The sequence below is a fragment of the Clostridium paraputrificum AGR2156 genome, from assembly GCF_000424025.1.
GTDB lineage: Bacteria > Bacillota > Clostridia > Clostridiales > Clostridiaceae > Clostridium > Clostridium paraputrificum.
The window spans coordinates 25124-44077 of record NZ_AUJC01000009.1; the positions used below are offsets into that span (position 1 = coordinate 25124).

Genomic DNA, 18954 nt, shown 5'->3' on the forward strand with positions numbered 1-18954 from the left:
TATAGCCAATATTTATATAAATAAAAAAAGTAGGGATTAGTTTCCCTACTTTTCCTATCTATTAAAATCTATCAGTATAAGTTTTTACATTATATTCTTTCTTTAACTCTTCAATCTTTTTATTATAAGCTTCAGTTACTTTCTCTGATTTAATAGCTTCACTAACTTCTTTTTTAACTTCCTCTAGAGTTTTTACTTTTTCTTCCCCTTGAACATTTGCAACAGTTATTAAATGCCATCCAAACTTAGATTTTACTGGTTGAGATATTTCTCCATTCTTTAACTTCTTAAATGCTGCATCAAACTCTTCCACCATTCCGCTATTTTCATATTCTACCCAGCCTAAATATCCACCTTTGCCTTTTGTAGAATCTGTGTTATAAGTATCTGCTTGCTTTTTAAAATCATCTAGATTTTTAATTTGAGCTCTTACTTCCTTAGCCTTTTCTTCAGAATCTAATAATATATTATAAGTATCAGCACCTGCTTTTGTTGTATATTTTGACGCCTTATTCTTTTCATAATATTCACTTATCTCTTCATCCGAAACTGTTACATCTTTACTAACTTCTTCTCTTAACTTGTCATTAACATCACTTGCAATAACTATCTCCTTAAGAAATGCTTCATATTCTTCTACTGTCATTCCATAAGATGATTTTATTTCTTTTTCATAAGCTTCTTTACTTCCTGCTACCTTTATTAACGCTTGTATTTGCTCATCAAGTTTCTTTTTAGCTTCTTCATCAGTCATAAGCAAGTTATTATCTTTACCATATTGTACAAGTAAAGCTCTAAGTACCATAAAATCTAATTCTTCTTCTCTAGCAGATTTTAAATCTTCTTTTATATCTTCATTAGTTTCAAAGTCTTCTCCATATTGAGTCTTTAGATACTCTAATGTTGATTTCATAGAATCATCTAAATCTCCTCTTGTAATCTTCTCATTGTTAACCTTAGCTAATACAACTTTTCTTTTTGATTCTGGTGTTCTTTCTATCATATTACATCCAGCTAAAGAAAACATCATTATACCGGCTACAGCCATAGTCACATACCTTTTTATCTTATTCAAAGCTATTCCCTCACTTTTCTCTTTATTAAGTAAAATTTATACAGTATAAGTATACAATATTAATGTGTCATTTCAAATACAAATACCTTCTGTATTTATTTATTTTTTATTAAATTTTCTAACATCTCTTTAAAGAAAGCTAACATGTTTTCTTTCTTTTGATCTTTTAGCTTAAATATAAAGGATGGTGCTTCCCCAAACTTCAGCATTATACTATCTTTATACTTCTCTATTATTATTTTAAATATCTTCTCGTAATCACTGTCTCCTGCTTGGAATCTAAAGCTAACATCATTTACGCTTTCTTTTATTTCTTCTATGGATAATAACTTAGCTCTACTCTTTATGTATGCAATATCCATTAAGTTATAAACAGGATCTGGAATATCTGAATATCTATCCTCTAGCTCCTCTTTTATATCCATATACTCGTCTATGCTTTCTATAGCTGCAATCTTTTTATATACTTCTATTTTTTGCATCTCATCTTCTATATATGATGATGGAATATATGCATCAACTTTTAAGTCCACCGTTGTCTCTATAGGTTCTTTATCAATATCACCCTTAATTAGTTTCACTGTATCTTCTAGCATTCTACAATACAAGTCATATCCTATAGCAGCCATATGTCCATGCTGTGCAGATCCCATCATGTTTCCAGCACCTCTAATTTCAAGATCCCTCATAGCTATCTTAAAGCCCGAACCTAACTCAGTAAAGTCTTTAAGAGCTTTTAGCCTTTTTTCTGCAACCTCAGTTAAAACTTTATCCTTTGTATATAATAAGTAAGCATATGCTATTCTATTAGAACGACCAACTCTTCCTCTTAACTGATATAACTGAGATAATCCCATTTTATCTGCATTATATATAATAATTGTATTTACATTCTGAATGTCAATTCCAGTTTCAATTATAGTTGTACATACAAGTACATTATATTCATTAGTCATAAAATCTAGCATTTCTTTTTCTAATTGTCTTTCTGTCATTTGTCCATGAGCTACTCCAACTCTACTTTCAGGAACAAGATTTTTAATGTAGTTAGCTATTTTTTCAATATCCTCTACCCTATTGTATACAAAGTATACTTGACCACCTCTACCTATTTCTCTCATAATTGCATCTCGAATTAATTGATCATTCTGCTCAACAACATAAGTTTGTATAGGATAACGTTCCTCTGGTGGTGTCTCTATTACAGATATATCCCTAACACCAGTTAAAGACATATGTAATGTTCTCGGAATAGGGGTAGCACTTAAAGTAAGAACATCTACATTCTTCTTTAGATTCTTAATTTTCTCTTTTTGTGCAACACCAAATCGTTGCTCCTCATCTACTATTAATAGCCCTAGATCTTTAAATACTATATCTTTAGAAACCAATCTATGAGTTCCAACTAAAATATCTACATTACCTTCTTTTACAGATTGCAAAGTACTTTTTTGTTCCTTAGTAGTTCTAAATCTACTTACCATATCTATTTTAATTGGAAAATCTGAAAATCTCTTAATCATATTTTTATAATGCTGCTCAGCTAATATTGTAGTAGGAACAAGAAATGCTACTTGTTTCCCTTCCATTACAGCTTTAAATGCTGCTCTTAAAGCAACCTCTGTTTTTCCATACCCAACATCACCACAAAGTAATCTATCCATTGGTTTGTCTGATTCCATATCCTTCTTAATTTCTTCTATTGATGATAGTTGATCGGGTGTTTCTTGGAACGGGAATTCATCCTCAAACTGCATTTGCCATTCTGTATCCTTTGAATATTTATATCCCTTAACCGCAGCTCTTGCAGCATAAAGTTTTACTAAATCCTCTGCAATTTCATTGATAGATTTTTTAACTTTACTCTTAGCCTTTTGCCACTCTGCTCCACCTAGTTTATTTACTTTAGGGGATTTTCCCTCACTTCCAATATACTTTTGGACTAAATCTAATTGATCAACAGGCACATATAACTTATCACCTTTATCATATACAATATCTAGATAATCTCTCTTATGTCCACTAACCTCTATTTGTTTAATCCCCTTATATACACCTATTCCATGGTTTACATGTACTACATAATCTCCAGGTTTTAATTCAGCAAAGCTTTTTATTTTAGATACACCTTTGCTCTTACTTTTGCTTTTAGACAGCTTTCTTTTAGCTTCTCCAAATACCTCTTTGTCTGATATCACGCAGGTTTTATACTTAGGGCACTCAAATCCCTTTAATAAATTTCCAAATGTTATAACAACTTCTCCTAATGCTATAGATTCAATATTATCTCTATAACTACTCTCTATTTCTCTTTCTCTAAGTGTAGAAACGAGCCTTTCTCCTCTAACTCGTGTACCTGATAATATAACTGTTCTATATCCGTCTTTTTTCTTCTTTAAAATATCTTCAATTAGCAAATCCAATTGACCTTGATAATGATGCAAAATAGCAGAATTAATCTCTATCTTCCTTATAGGGGATAAGAATCCCCCTCCCTTATTAATTGCATCCATAGTAATATTTATCTTTTCTTCTAATAAGTCAATAAGTTCTTCTTTCTCAAGTAATAGTTTTCCTTGAGAAGGTAGTATATCTCCCCTTTGAAGAAAAATAGAGTAATTTTCATTAAACTCTAAGTAGGTACTATCTAACTTACCCAGACATCTTACCTTATCATCAAGAACAAATATATAATCTTCTAAGTAGTCAAATAAACTCTCACTCTTCTTATAGAACAATGGTAAATAGCTATCTATAGTTTCAAAATCATGAGTTTCTCTTAGCTCTTCCAAGTTCTTAGAAATAATAGTATTTAACTTAATACCTCTTTCTTTATCCTTATTATTCTTTAATGTTAAGTCTAATTCTTCTCTAATGTTACTTAATGCATAATCTATAATTTCATCATCTATTATAATTTCTTTTGCAGGGAAAACTTCGATACAATTAACTTTCTCAATACTTCTTTGAGATTCTGTATTAAAGGTTCTTATAGAATCTATTTCATCACCAAACAATTCAATTCTATATGGATATATAGAATTTGTAGGGAACAAGTCTAAGAGCCCTCCACGAAGTGAGAACTCTCCTTTTCCCTCTACAACATCAACTCTATCATAACCTGCTTCAACAAGTATCTTAGATAACTCCTTAAAATCAACCTCATCACCTACACTAATACTAACTGTATGTGTTTTAAAAAGATCTTTTGGAGTATATCTAGCTGCAAATGCATCAATTGATGTTACTATTATATTTTTATTATTTGATAATATTTCTTTTATTACATTTAGCCTTGCCCATCTTAGATCTCCTGAAATTGCATCAACATTATAAAACACTATTTCTTTAGCTGGGAAATAATATACATTGCTTAAATATAAATTTAAATCTTCATATAAATTCTTAGCTTCCATATCGCTATTAGTTATTATAACAACAGGTTTGTTACTAACTTCATATATTCCATTTATCACATAGGATTTACCTGATTCCGATAATCCTTCAATTTCTATAGGATGTTTATCACCTTTTATATATGATTCCAGCTCAATAAATTCTTCACTACTTATTAAGGGTTCCATTAACCCTCTCAACCTCATTTTACGCACCATCCTTAAATCTTCTTATTTGGTATAAACCCATTAAATCTATTCATTGCCTCTTTAGTATCAGTCTTAATTATAACTTCTACCGAATCAACAACAGCCTTTAAAGTTTCTTCCAACACTTCTCTTTCTTCTTTAGAGAACTTTCCTAATACATGATTAACTAGATCAGATTTAGGTTGTCCTACCCCTATTTTTATTCTAGAGAAAATATCAGAACCTAAATGAGCAATTATGCTTTTTATACCATTATGTCCACCTGCACTACCCTTTTCTCTTATTCTTATTCTTCCAACTTCTAGACTTATATCATCATAAAGCACTAAAACATCCTCATTAGAAAGTTTATAAAAATCCATTATTGCCCTTAAACTTTCTCCACTTAAATTCATATATGTTGTAGGCTTTAAAAGTATAACCTTTTCACCGCCTATGAATCCTTCTCCATAGACACTTTTAAATTTTATCCTATTTAATTCTATATTATACTTTTCAGCAATTTTATCTATAGCATCAAAACCAATATTATGTCTTGTATTTTCATATTCTTTCCCTGGATTTCCTAGTCCAACTATTAAAAACATACCTATTCTCCTTTTGTTTCAATTATTATCTTAAATAATTATACTAAATAATATTATACTATTAAAATATCCAATTATAATAAAAATAAAAAAGTAACCAAGTTACTTTATATTTAAACTGTACAAAATATCTAAAAATAAAAGAGATCTTCATATGATCTCTTTTTATTACATGACCAACTCTATATTAGTTTTTATTCCATCGTGAAGTATAGTACCTTTAACAATATCACCAGGGTCTTTATCCTTAACTAATTTATATATATCTTCCGGTTTATCAACTTCAACCCCATTTATATTAATTATTATATCAGTAGGAGTTATTCCAGCTTTATCTGCAATTCCTCCAGCTTTTACAGTAGCAACATATACACCTTTAACATTTTCTTGTTTTTCACTCAAGGCAATTCCCCTATTTATTCCTAATATATCGGTATTTTCTATTAATCTTTCTACTATATGGCTAACTTCATTTCCACTTATAGCGAAACTCAAGTCATCTTCACCAAACTTATTATCTATAAACTTACTATTCATGGCAATTAACTTACCATTCATATTACATATCACTCCACCGTCATTAAACTTATTAATAACTGTATTAGTTTGAACTATTGAATATACATTCCCTTTATCATCCTTTACTTTATCATTCGTTGATGTTATTACTCCAGGCAAAGATATGCCTACATAACTATCCGACATAGCATTTCCTATTGATACAATAAATTCCCCTTCTTTATAATTGTTACATTCCTCTATTTCTATTGGTACCAAATTATCATAATCTATTTTTATCAATGCTATATCTGCTGTTTTATCATAGGCTACTAAATCACCTTTTGTGGGCTTAATACCTGGTGCTGTCACATTCACATAAATATCCTTGAAATTTTTAACTCTTGCATAACTTGTAATTATGTATCCTTCTTTTCTTATGGCTATACCTGTTACATTTTCTTCTTCATATGTATTATATGAAAGTTTGCTCTCCTCATTAGAAATACTAACCATAGAATATGATACCTTCTCTATTGCTTCAGAAAAGCTCTTTTGTAAGGAATCTTTATTAATCCCATAATTTTGCGTTGTACTATTTAAAACATTTTCCTTCGAAAAACTTTTTTGAATTATAACTTTTGCAGATATGGCTCCACTTATGGCTGCAATAAGTATAAAACATATAATTATAACTATATTTTTAATTCTAAAGTATCTTACTCTTTTTCTAAAATATATTTGCGACTCATTTTCTTGACTTCTATTCCCATTTTCTTCGTCACTCATAAAACCCCTCCAAAAACTATATCTTAGATATAGTAAATGTAAATCTTACTCCATCTTGTTCATTGTTAACCCAAATGTCTTCTCCATGCTGAGCTAATATTAATCTAACTATAGGCAGTCCTAACCCTGTACTGTCTTTATTAGTTCTGGCTTTATCAGATTTATAAAACCTATCCCATATTCTTGCTAATTCTTCATCTTTTAATAAAGGTCCGTTATTAAATACACTTACATATACCTTACTTCCTTTATCATTAGTTGTAATTTTTATATTTCCATTATCATTACTATATTTCATAGCATTATCAATTATATTGGTTAATACCTGTATTAGCCTATCTCTATCTGCATATACAAATTCATGTTCTCTCCCAAAAGTAACCTCAACATTAACTCCTTTATTTCTTATTTTCCCGTCAAACTTTGCAATACACTGCTTTATCAATATGTTAATATCAAATTCAACCATATTAAGTTTGAATTTTCCTTCCTCCATAGCAGATATATCTAATAAGTCGATAACTAATCTAGATAATCTCCTTATTTCATCATAAACAATATTTAGATAGTAATTTTCCTTATCTTTAGGTATAACCCCATCTAATATTCCTGCGACAAATCCCTTTATAGAAGTTATTGGCGACCTTAATTCATGAGAAACATTAGATATAAAATCTCTTCTATTTTTATCTGATTCTTCAATAGATTCTGCCATAACATTGAAGGAATGTGCAAGTTCTCCTATTTCATCATTTGAGGTTATATTTACCCTTTTTCCTACATCTCCCCTAGCTAATCTTCTAGCTGCTATATTTATTTCATTAAGTGGATTTATTATTATTTTTTTTGCAAAATAATATATTATTATTGCAGCTACTATTACAGCAACTATTGCAGACAACCAAACAATTTCATATACATGTTTTAATCCACTTCTTATACTCTGTTCCGATGTTATCATTACTATAATTCCACGAAAATAGCTATCCTGAAATATAGGTTTTAAATAAGTATGTGGTGATGTTTTCATAATCTCTCTTCCACCGTGTTCAATAGCTAAACCACTTTTTAATTTATCCATATTTTTTTGTGATACGCCTATATTCGTATACTTATTTTCTATGAACTTATCACTAGATACTTCATATACATACCCAATATTGTCAGTTATCAAGATATCAACATCCATAGAATTGCCAACAAAACTTATACAATCCTTTAGTTCATTTTGCTTTGAATTCTCCTTACCATTAAGATAGGAAAGAACAGAATCAGATATAACTTTACTTTGTCTATCCAACTCCTGTATCTTTTGTCTAAAAAAGTAGTTCTTAAACCATAAGGAAAGTACTAATGCAAGCGTTATTAGTATTAAAGCTAGAATACCAGAAAATGTTATTATAAGCTTGTATACTAACCCCTTTCTCTTCATCTACTTCACCTCAAACTTATATCCTACTCCCCATACAGTTTCTATTTGCCAATCCTCTCCTCCACTAAGCTTTTCTCTAAGTCTCTTAACGTGAACGTCTACTGTTCTAGAATCTCCCGGGTAATCATATCCCCATACTTCACATAGAAGTTGCTCTCTAGTGAACACTTTATTTTTATTAGATGCTAAATAATACAATAATTCAAATTCTTTAGGAGGCATCTTAACCTCTCCACCCTTGTATTCAACTTTATATGAATTTACATCTACTATTAATTCACTAAAATGTAACACTTCTTTGTTTGTACTATCAATAGAATATCTTCTCATTACAGCCTTAACTCTTGCCATTAATTCTTTAGGCTCAAATGGCTTTACTACATAATCATCAGCCCCAAGTTCCAATGCTAAAACTTTATCAAATGTATCTCCCTTTGCTGTTAGCATTATTACAGGAGTACTTCCTTCTCTTCTTATCCACTTTAATACATCAATACCATCAACGCTAGGTATCATAACATCTAGTAATACTAAATCTGGCTTGTAATTTATAAATTCTTCTTGGGCTCTTTTCCCATCATAAACTACTCTTGTATCATATCCAGAACTTTTCAAATACATATTAAGTACTTCACAAATATTGTTATCATCATCTACTACTAATACCTTGCCTAACTTACCATCCATGAATAATCCTCTCCTTCTTATTAACTCTAACTATAAATTTATCACTATTTCCAATAAATATATATACTTTAGATACAAATGTTACAAATTATTCACTAGAAAACATACATCCCTACACTATAAATTCCTAAAGAAAAAAAGTGTTCTAATTGACACAAAACATCAACTAGAACACTTTTTAATTATGTATTTATTCTTCGAATAACTTACTTATTGGTTCATCATCATATATTCTCTTAATAGCTTCTGCAAAAATAGGTGCTACTGAAAGAGAAGTTATCTTATCTGTTTCTACATTTTCTGGTAAAGTAATAGTATTTAACATTACTAATTCCTCTATTGCAGAATTATTGATTCTTTCAAAAGCAGGTCCTGAAAGAACTCCGTGTGTACAACATGCATAAACAGCAGTTGCTCCTAAATCCTTAAGTGCATTTGCCGCATTTGCTATTGTCCCAGCAGTATCTATCATATCATCAATAAGAATGCATTTCTTACCTTCAACTTCACCAATGATATTCATTATTTCTGAAACATTAGCCTTTGGTCTTCTCTTATCAATTATAGCTATTGGTGCATGCAATCTATCAGCAAACTTTCTTGCTCTGGTAACACTTCCTAAATCAGGTGAAACTACTACAACATCATCTTGATCAGCTAATCCTTTTTTAACAAAGTGTTTAGCTAATATTGGTGCTCCCATTAAATGATCTACAGGAATATTAAAATATCCTTGTATTTGTGAAGCATGTAGATCCATAGTTAAAACTCTATCTGCTCCTGCAGCGGTTAAAAGATCAGCAACTAATTTCGCAGTTATAGGATCTCTTGATTTAGCCTTTCTATCTTGTCTTGCATATCCATAATAAGGGATAACAGCATTTATTCTACCTGCTGATGCTCTTTTAAATGCATCTATCATTATTAACAACTCCATTAAGTTATTATTAACTGGTGAACAAGTAGATTGCACTATAAATACATCAGCACCTCTTACAGTTTCATTAATATCAACAGATATTTCTCCATCACTGAATGTTGATACTTTTGATGCACCCATTGGTACACCTAATATCTTAGCAATTTCATTTGCCAATTCAGGATGTGAATTTCCAGTAAAAACTTTTATATTTTTGCCATGAGTTAGCATATATTTGGGGACCTCCTTAAAATTAGTACTCTTTAGTTTTTGGTATAATCTATATTATTTTATTAAACCCCTCTTTTTAACCCAACCTTCAATATTTCTTTGCTTAGTCCTAGCTATAGCAAGATCTCCTTCTTTTACTTCAGAAGTTATAGTTGAGCCTGCAGCTATATAAGTATTATCTCCAACCTTTACTGGAGATACTAAATTAGTATTACATCCTATAAAACTATTATCGCCTATAACAGTTTTATGCTTTTCTTTTCCATCATAATTTACAACAACAGTTCCACAACCAAAGTTGCATCCACTTCCCACTTCTGCATCACCTATGTATGTTAAATGAGATACTTTAGTTTCATTGCCAATAGTCGATTTCTTTATTTCTACAAAATCACCTATTCTAGCATTTTTACCAATACTAGTTTCTGGTCTAATATATGCAAATGGTCCAACTGTAGTATTTTCTCCAATTTTACTTTCTAATACTACTGATGCTTGGACTTCGACACCACTTTCTATAATACTATCTTTTATTCTACAATTTTGTAGAATAGTACAGTTTTCCTTTATAACTGTTTTTCCTTCAATTATATTATTAGGATATATAATAGTATCCTTTCCTATTTCAACGTCTGTTCCTATATAAGTAGTCTTTGGATCTATTAATGTTACACCATTTTCTAAATGCATATTGTTTATTCTGCTTCTTAATATTTCTTCAGCTTCTGCTAATTGATCTCTCGAGTTTACACCTATAGTATCTTCATAATCAGCTAATACAGCCCCAACCCTCTTACCAGCTTCTTTTAGTATTCCGATAACATCAGTTAAATAATATTCACCCTGTGAATTATTGTTAGAAAGCTTCTCTAATGAGGATAAAAGTTCTTTTATATCAAAACAATACATTGCTGCATTCATTTCGTTAACCTTTAGCTCTTCTTCGTTACAGTCTTTATGTTCTACAATTTTTACAACTTCATCTCCATTTCTTATAATTCTACCGTATCCAGTAGGGTCATCTACAAAAGCAGATAATAAAGTTGCAGAATTGTTTTTCTCTATATGTTCATTCATTAATTTTTCTATAGTTTCTACCTTAGTTAGTGGTGCATCTCCTGCAAATATCGCAACCACACCATCTTTTCCTTCTAAGAAACTCTTAGCACACTTTACAGCATGACCAGTTCCTAATTGCTCTTCTTGCAATGAGTAAGATACACATCTACTTTTTGTGCCTTCTTTTACTAGCTCTGCACCTTTTCCTACAATTACATTAACATCTTGTATACAAGCTTTTCTCATGTTGTCTATAACATGATTCACCATTTCTTTTCCACAAACTTTGTGTAATACCTTTGGAATATCTGATTTAATTCTCTTTCCTTGACCAGCTGCTAGAATAAGAGCACATTTATACACAATACCACCTCAAAACTTTCTTTTATTATATAAAATAACTAAGTAAACTATATATACTTACTTTATTATATTTGAATAACTATATCATTTCAACCTTTCGCAAATTTTTGCATAATTCTATAAAATCAAAAAAGGTGGGGTGGCTATTGGTTTACCTGTTCCATATCAAGCTCCAAGTAACAGAAAAATAAATATCTATCTCCTTCATACTTAAAGTAATGAAATTATAAAAATATTATCCTTTATTTTATATCTTATAATATGAAAATGTAACAATAACTTTGATTTATAGAAAATTAAATTTTTTTACCTTCCTAGATAGTAAAAAAAATAAAAGGAAGTACTACTTCCTTTTATTTTAGCAAATAAATTATTCACTCACTGATTCTTCAGTTGTTTCTTCATTAAGCGCTTTTTCATAAGCATCTAATATAGAACCTTGAATCTTCTCTCTAGTGTCTGTGTTTATAGGATGCGCTATATCCTTAAACTCCCCATCTGGTGTCTTCCTACTTGGCATAGCAATAAATAATCCATTTTGACCTTCAATAACTTTAATATCGTGTACAACGAATTCATTATCAAAAGTAACGGAAACTATAGCTTTCATCTTCCCGTCAGTAGTAATCTTTCTGATTCTAACATCTGTGATTTGCACTGCACTACACCTCCAGTTGCCTTAATGGTAATATAATTCTCCATTTCCTCCCAAATTCCTCTTTTTATTCAAAATAAATTTAGAAAATTTAGTTTTGCATCATATTTCCACTAAAACATTGATTTATTAAGAAAACATTTCTGATGGTTGTACTTCTATTATTGAAGATTTATCTACTGAATTTAGTTCTACAATAGAAACATAATCATCAACTAATTTTTTTTCTACTTGCTTATTATCTATAAGAACTCCTATTCCAACTAATTCACTGTCAAATTCCTTTAGCAAGTCTTTAATTCCTTGAGCAGTTCCTCCACCCTTCATAAAGTCATCAATAAAAATACACTTACTTGATGGCTTCATAGATCTCTTAGATAGGGACATTTGTTGTAGTCTTCCACTTGTTCCAGATACATAGTTTATAGTTACCGTAGGGCCTTCAGTAACTTGAGTATCTCTTCTTGCTATAACAAGTTGAACACCTAAATTTCTAGCAACTTCATATGCAAGAGGTATCCCCTTTGTTTCAACTGTTATTACGTAATCTATGTCCATGTTTTTGAAACATGATGATAATATTACTCCTGCTTTACCTATAATTTGAGGATTGTACATAACATCAGTAACATATATAAAGTTACCTGCAATAACTCTTCCGTCATCTTTAAGTAAATCACATAATTCTAAAGCAAATTTGTTTCCTTTTTCATAACCTATAATAGGAATAAATTTTATTCCACCAGCTGCTCCAGAAATTGTTTCAACTCTTCCCATTTCAAGTTTTTCTAACAACTCTCTTATTATAACTATATCTTCACTTATTGTTGATTTTGCTGCATTTAATAAATCCGAAAATTGATTTAATCCTAAGATTTTATTAGGGTTTTCTAATAATAACTTTGTAATAGCTACAACCCTACTATTTCTACTTAACTTTTCCATTTATATCACCTACATTTTTCATAATTACACGAATTATCCAATTATAAACAACTCCTAATATTCATATTCTATTCCATATCTTTACCAATATCAATAGCTTTTAAACACTAATTTTGTAGAATGGTATTTTTTTACCCTAATGTGTGTTCATTTTATAAAATTTGTATATAATTATAAATGTACTAAGAAAAAGGGGATGATAACTTGTCATTTGATTTTATAAAAGATAAACATATGAAAATCCACTTCATTGGAATTGGTGGAATCAGTATGAGCGGATTAGCCGCTGTTTTATTAAATAACGGATATAAGGTTTCAGGTTCTGATTCTAAAGAGTCTGCAATTCTTGATAAACTTAGAAAAAAAGGAGCACAAATATACATAGGTCATGATAGTAAAAACTTAGTTGATGTTGACTTAGTAGTATATACAGCAGCAATTCCCGACAGTAATCCTGAAATTATAGAGGCTAAGAAGCAGAACTTAATATTAATGGATAGGGCAGAATTTTTAGGATTAATAATGAAAGGTCATAAATATAATGTAGCAGTTGCTGGTACTCATGGCAAAACTACATGTACCTCTATGATTTCACATATAACTCTTGAAGGAAATCTAGACCCTACTATACTAGTCGGTGGAGAATTAGATGTAATTAACGGTAATTATAGAATTGGTCAAAGTGATTATTTTATTACTGAAGCATGTGAATATAAAGCTTCATTTTTAAAATTCTTCCCATACGTTGGAATAATTCTTAACATAGATGCAGACCACTTAGATTACTACAAAGATATAAATCATATCGCAGAAACATTTGAAAAATTCTCTCATCTAATACCTAAAGATGGATACTTAATAGGTTACGGGGGAGACCACAGAGTAAAGGCTATATTAGATAAAGCAGACTGTAATACTATAAGCTATGGCTTTGATAATGAAGATATCGTTGCTAAAAATATTTCTTATGATAATAAAGGTTGTGCAACATTTACTGTTTATGAAAAAGATAAGGAGTTATTCAATGTTTCCTTATCAAATCCAGGAAAACACAATGTATTAAATGCCCTTTCAGCTATATCTACAGGTTTAATATTTAACATTCCAACTGATAAGATAATATCTGGTCTAAAGAAATGCAAGGGTGCTCATAAAAGATTCGAATATAAGGGTGAAATTAATGGCATAACAATTATAGATGACTATGCACATCATCCAGTTGAAATAAAAGCCACATTAAATACAGCTCAAAAAGTTGAGCATAATAAAGTTTATTGTGTATTCCAACCACACACATACACTAGAACAAAAACTTTATTTGATGAATTTACAACAGCTTTCGATAATTGTGATGAACTTATTTTAATGGACATATATGCTGCAAGAGAAGCAGATACAGGTCTAGTCTCATCAGATGAACTAGGTGATGCAATAAGAGCTAGAGGAATAAAATGTACCAATGCTCATTCTCATGAAGAAGCAGCTAATATCTTAAAATCAAAAGCAAAAAGTGGAGATATTATATTAACAGTAGGTGCAGGGGATGTAGTTATTGTTGGAGATAAAATATTAGGAAAATAGAACAAAAAAATCAAGACATTATCTAAAATACTATTATTTTAGATAATGTCTTTTGTTATACCCTAAACTTTCCTCTCATAATTTATATAAAAATCCTTTATTTATCATTGAAAAATCTTCATCTTTTTTATAAGCTATAGTAGTTATTTAAAATTAGACTTATAAAATTAATAATTTATAACAAAATATAAGTAGGAGTGATTTTTATGGATTTATTAAACAATATCAAAACCGCCGTAGAATTTATCCAAAAAAAGAGCAAGTATACCCCTGAAATAGGGCTAATACTAGGCTCTGGATTAGGTTCATTGGCTGATAGTATTGAAGACGCTGAATACTATGATTATAGTAGCTTACCAAACTTCCCAGTTTCAACTGTTGAAGGGCATGCAGGACGTCTAGTTATTGGTAAACTTAAAGGGAAAATAGTTGTTGCTATGCAAGGAAGATTCCACTTTTATGAAGGATATAGCATGACTGATGTCACTTTTCCAGTAAGAGTTATGAAGCTTCTTGGCGTTAAAACATTAGTTGTTACTAATGCCGCAGGTGCCGTAAATACATCATTTAGTCCAGGAGATCTTATGATAATAACTGATCATATAAATCTTTCTGGTTCAAATCCACTAATAGGTAGAAATCTTGATTCATTTGGAGTTAGGTTCCCTGATATGTCAGAAGCTTATAATAAAAATCTAGTATCTTTAGTAAAGGATGTTGCCTCATCTCAAGGTCTTGATATTAAAGAAGGAGTATATGCAATGATGAGTGGTCCTACATATGAAACTCCTGCAGAAATAAGAATGGTTAGAGTTATGGGGGCTGATGCTGTTGGTATGTCTACAGTTCCAGAAGTTATAATTGCTAAACATTCTGGTATGAATGTTATAGGAATATCTTGTTTAACAAATATGGCTGCAGGAATTTTAGATCAACCTTTAAATCATGAAGAAGTTATGGAAACTTCAAATATGGCAAAAAATAATTTTATAAATCTTATGACATCTTTAATCGAAAGATTATAAAAAATACAAACAAATGATAAAATTTTAGTATAACAAAGGAGAAATTAAATTGGACAGATTTATTGGAATTTTAGGCGTTATCGTTATTTTAGGAATAGCTTATTTATTTTCAGAAAATAAGAAAAAAATTAATTGGCGACTTGTAGCTACGGGATTAGGACTACAAATAATATTTGCTTTAATTATATTAAAAGTTCCATTTGGTAGAAAAGTATTTGAAGCTGCTAGTGGTTTTATAACAAGAATTCTTGATTTTACTGCTGAAGGTACTACCTTCTTATTTGGTAACCTTACGGATCAAGCTACTTTTGGTTCAATATTTGCTTTAAATGTATTGCCAACAATTATATTCTTCTCAGCTTTAATGGGAATTCTTTATTACTTAGGAATAATGCAAGCTATAGTTAAGTTTATAGCTAAGGGAATATGTAAATTACTTGGTACATCAGGAGCAGAAACACTTAGTGCTGTTGGTAATATATTCTTAGGGCAAACAGAAGCACCTTTATTAGTTAGACCTTACATAAGCTCTATGACTAAATCAGAAATGACGGCTATCATGGTTGGTGGTATGGCAACTGTTGCCGGTGGTGTTATGGCTGGATATGTAGCAATGGGAATTAATGCAGGTCACCTTCTAGCTGCTAGTATAATGGCTGCACCAGCTGGACTTGTTTTAGCAAAAATGCTAGTTCCAGAAACTGAAGAACCTGAAACAAAGGATATAACTAATATTGAAGTTGAAAAGACTGCTTCAAATGTGGTTGAAGCTGCTGCAAATGGTGCTAGTGATGGTTTAATGTTAGCTCTTAATGTTGCTGCAATGCTATTAGCTTTTGTTGCACTTATTGCTTTATTTAATTACTTAATTGGTTTAGTTGGTGGATTATTTGGTTTCCCTGAATTAAGTTTAAACTGGATTTTAGGTAAACTTTTCTCCCCACTAGCATTTGTAATGGGAGTGCCAACTGGAGATTTATCAGCAGCTGGTAGCTTATTAGGCCAAAAAGTTATGATTAATGAATTCGTTGCTTACTCTGATCTTTCAGCTCTATCAGCAAGCGGAGTACTACAAGAGAAAACAATTTTAATTATGACTTATGCACTTTGTGGATTTGCCAACATTAGTTCAGTTGCAATTCAAATTGGTGGTATAGGAGCTATGGCACCAAACAAAAAAGGAACGATTGCTAAATTAGGTTTTAAAGCATTACTTGGTGGTGCATTAGCAACTTGTTTAACAGCTACAATAGCAGGAATATTATTCTAATAGAAAAGCGAGTATTATTTTACAATACTCGCTTTTCTATTTATTCTAACCTCATCAACTCTGCTTTCACCTATATAACCTATATATTTATATATTCATATATTTTTTTATTGTTATATTTATATATTTATATATTTATATATTTGTAAGTTATTGAATTTTTATTTAGTTGCTTCAGCTTTTCTTTGTAAAATATAATTAATCGCAAAACATAAGGAAGATATTACAACAAGAGTTGTTACTCCAATATAAACATTTCTACTTCCATATCCAAATATATTTGAAAATAAACTTCCTATATTAGCCCAAAAACTTTCTGAAATAAAACTTGATGTTATTGTAAGGGTTGCTATAATTCCTCCAGCAATACACTTTCCAATATTGTTTAGTCTAAACAATACTGTAGTAATTAATAACCCTATAGAAAATATAACTAATAATACTCCAACTAAAAATAAGTAATTTCCTAAAAGAGATGTAATACTATTATCAACCTTAAATGATACACCTTCAAAAAAAGCTATATCTCTAACTTTCCCATAAATCATATCATAGTTCATTGGACACTCTACAAATAAATTATAGATTCTATTGATTATAATATCTATCACAGGAATCACCAATGAGACTACAACAGAGTAAAAAAGTGTTCCTAAATAAAAACTTTTTCTAGAAACATTATTAGCTTGTGAAAAGTAGAAAGGACTTTTAAATGAATTTAAAGCTGTTACAAAAATAAAAATCCATGTACTTAATTCTAAACCTGATGACACAAAATTTCCTTCATTATATTTAGCTACTATAGTTAATACAACTACTACTGCTATAAATATTGAATAATATATTATAGTTGGTTTAATAAATGTTTCTATTTGATATTTACATACCTTTTTTGCTTTATCCATCTACACTTCCCCCTTACTTGTTAAATTTACAAATAGCTTTTGAAGCTCAACTTTTGATATTTCTAAATCTAACTCCTTAACTTTCATACTATCTTCATTACTTCTCTTGCCCTCTATAGTAACTTTTTTAAATCCGCCAAGAACCTCTTCTGATACTATCTTTTTATCTTTTACATATTCATCAACCTTATCACTCTTTCCTGATACCGCATAACATTCAGAGATTAATGATTCTACCGAATTACACTTTAATACCTTTCCATCCTTAATAATAACTACATACTCTATAAGATCAGATATTTCTTCAATTATATGGGTTGAAAGGATTATAGTACTTTCATTTTTTTCATAAACCTTTAACAATTCTGAGTAAAATAATTCTCTGTGATTTGCATCCAAACCTAAAACTGGCTCATCAAATATAAGCACTTCTGCATTAGATGCTAAAGTTATAATAATCTTACATATTGAATTATATCCTGTAGATAAACTTCTTAGCTTTTTATCTATATTTAGTTCAAATAATTCACTTAGTTTTTTTGCATAGTCTATATCAAAGTTTTTGTAAAAATCTTTTGTCCACTTGAATATATCTTTAATCTTATATTCAGTAGGTAATAAATCTCTTTCTGTCATAAAATATATCTTAGAAAGTGCCACATCATTTTCTATAGCGCTTTCTCCGTCTACAATTATTTCCCCGGAATTTAAAAATACTCTATTTGTTATACAATTTAAAAGAGTTGTTTTACCAGCTCCATTTCTCCCTAAAAGCCCATAAATCTTTCCCGACTCAAATTCTAAAGATATATTATCTAAAACCTTATTTGATGCATATGTCTTTACTAACCCAGATATTTTAATATTACTCATTACTTAGCCCCCTTTTTATCATTTCTATTACCTCATCACTTGTTATTCCCAACCTTTTTCCTTCTTCTATTAACTTAGATACATAATTATCAAAAAACGTTGCTCTTCTTTTTTTCTTTAACTTTTCTTTTGCCCCACTACAAACAAACATACCTACACCTCTCTTTTTATAAATAATATTATCCCCAACTAACAGGTTATATCCCTTTCCTACAGTTGCTGGATTTATTTTATATGTCACAGATATTTCTGTTGTAGAAGGCACTTGTTCCTCTTCTTCGTATATCCCATTTAGAATTCCATCTTCTATTGTGTTAGCTATTTGTATATAAATTGGTGACTCATCATTAAACTCAAACATATTTTCACCTCCCCACCTAATTAGTTAGTTACTTATGTAATTAACTATAGCACTCCTGAATTTTGTCGTCAAGAATTTTTTTCCACAAAATAAA

The 18954-nt window shown here is 30.1% G+C and carries 16 protein-coding genes; 3 read left to right on the forward strand and 13 right to left on the reverse strand.

Features of this window, described 5'->3' with window-relative positions:
• Nucleotides 1–61: 61 nt before the first annotated feature.
• The 10 genes from G594_RS0110335 to purR form a co-directional block, all read right to left on the reverse strand.
• Nucleotides 62–1075 (reverse strand): peptidylprolyl isomerase, encoded by a 1014-nt coding sequence (locus G594_RS0110335; protein ID WP_027098510.1) that lies wholly within the window; start codon nt 1073–1075, stop codon nt 62–64.
• Nucleotides 1076–1170: 95 nt separating this feature from the next.
• Nucleotides 1171–4677 (reverse strand): transcription-repair coupling factor, encoded by a 3507-nt coding sequence (mfd, locus tag G594_RS0110340; protein ID WP_027098511.1) that lies wholly within the window; start codon nt 4675–4677, stop codon nt 1171–1173.
• Between the two features lie 14 nt (nt 4678–4691).
• Entirely contained in the window at nt 4692–5267 is a 576-nt protein-coding gene (gene pth, locus G594_RS0110345; protein ID WP_027098512.1) for an aminoacyl-tRNA hydrolase, read from the reverse strand.
• A 168-nt stretch (nt 5268–5435) separates the two neighbouring features.
• Nucleotides 5436–6554 carry a S1C family serine protease gene (locus tag G594_RS0110350; protein ID WP_027098513.1) on the reverse strand — a complete coding sequence of 373 codons (1119 nt, stop codon included), beginning with the start codon at nt 6552–6554 and terminating at the stop codon, nt 5436–5438.
• Between the two features lie 16 nt (nt 6555–6570).
• Complete coding sequence (locus G594_RS0110355) at nt 6571–7986, reverse strand: HAMP domain-containing sensor histidine kinase (protein WP_027098514.1); 1416 nt, start codon at nt 7984–7986, stop codon at nt 6571–6573.
• On the reverse strand, nt 7987–8673 hold the full coding sequence (locus G594_RS0110360) for a response regulator transcription factor (protein ID WP_027098515.1): 687 nt from the start codon (nt 8671–8673) through the stop codon (nt 7987–7989).
• Between the two features lie 190 nt (nt 8674–8863).
• A complete protein-coding gene (locus G594_RS0110365) occupies nt 8864–9823 on the reverse strand; it encodes a ribose-phosphate diphosphokinase (protein ID WP_027098516.1) in 960 nt (319 codons plus the stop codon).
• 54 nt (nt 9824–9877) lie between these two features.
• Nucleotides 9878–11245: a bifunctional UDP-N-acetylglucosamine diphosphorylase/glucosamine-1-phosphate N-acetyltransferase GlmU gene (glmU, locus tag G594_RS0110370; RefSeq protein WP_027098517.1), complete on the reverse strand. Its 1368-nt coding sequence runs from the start codon at nt 11243–11245 to the stop codon at nt 9878–9880.
• Between the two features lie 370 nt (nt 11246–11615).
• The gene (spoVG, locus tag G594_RS0110375; RefSeq protein WP_027098518.1) at nt 11616–11903 is read right to left on the reverse strand and encodes a septation regulator SpoVG; all 288 of its coding nucleotides are present in this window, start codon (nt 11901–11903) and stop codon (nt 11616–11618) included.
• 126 nt (nt 11904–12029) lie between these two features.
• Complete coding sequence (gene purR, locus G594_RS0110380) at nt 12030–12845, reverse strand: pur operon repressor (protein ID WP_027098519.1); 816 nt, start codon at nt 12843–12845, stop codon at nt 12030–12032.
• A gap of 204 nt (nt 12846–13049) precedes the next feature.
• On the opposite strand from purR, the gene murC reads away from it, so the two are divergent.
• From murC to G594_RS0110395, 3 genes are all read left to right on the forward strand, one after another.
• Nucleotides 13050–14426 carry a UDP-N-acetylmuramate--L-alanine ligase gene (murC, locus tag G594_RS0110385; RefSeq protein ID WP_027098520.1) on the forward strand — a complete coding sequence of 459 codons (1377 nt, stop codon included), beginning with the start codon at nt 13050–13052 and terminating at the stop codon, nt 14424–14426.
• A 206-nt stretch (nt 14427–14632) separates the two neighbouring features.
• A complete protein-coding gene (locus tag G594_RS0110390; RefSeq protein WP_027098521.1) occupies nt 14633–15451 on the forward strand; it encodes a purine-nucleoside phosphorylase in 819 nt (272 codons plus the stop codon).
• Between the two features lie 49 nt (nt 15452–15500).
• Nucleotides 15501–16721, forward strand: coding sequence for a NupC/NupG family nucleoside CNT transporter (locus G594_RS0110395; RefSeq protein ID WP_027098522.1), 1221 nt, complete (start codon nt 15501–15503; stop codon nt 16719–16721).
• Between the two features lie 161 nt (nt 16722–16882).
• On the opposite strand, the gene G594_RS0110400 is transcribed toward G594_RS0110395, so the two are convergent.
• From G594_RS0110400 to G594_RS0110410, 3 genes are read right to left on the reverse strand one after another with little or no spacing between them, the layout of a single operon-like run.
• The gene (locus G594_RS0110400; RefSeq protein WP_027098523.1) at nt 16883–17626 is read right to left on the reverse strand and encodes a hypothetical protein; all 744 of its coding nucleotides are present in this window, start codon (nt 17624–17626) and stop codon (nt 16883–16885) included.
• Nucleotides 17627–18499, reverse strand: coding sequence for an ATP-binding cassette domain-containing protein (locus G594_RS0110405; protein WP_027098524.1), 873 nt, complete (start codon nt 18497–18499; stop codon nt 17627–17629).
• Nucleotides 18492–18860 carry a GntR family transcriptional regulator gene (locus tag G594_RS0110410; protein WP_027098525.1) on the reverse strand — a complete coding sequence of 123 codons (369 nt, stop codon included), beginning with the start codon at nt 18858–18860 and terminating at the stop codon, nt 18492–18494. Before G594_RS0110410 ends, G594_RS0110405 begins: the two co-directional genes overlap by 8 nt.
• Nucleotides 18861–18954 lie beyond the last annotated feature (94 nt).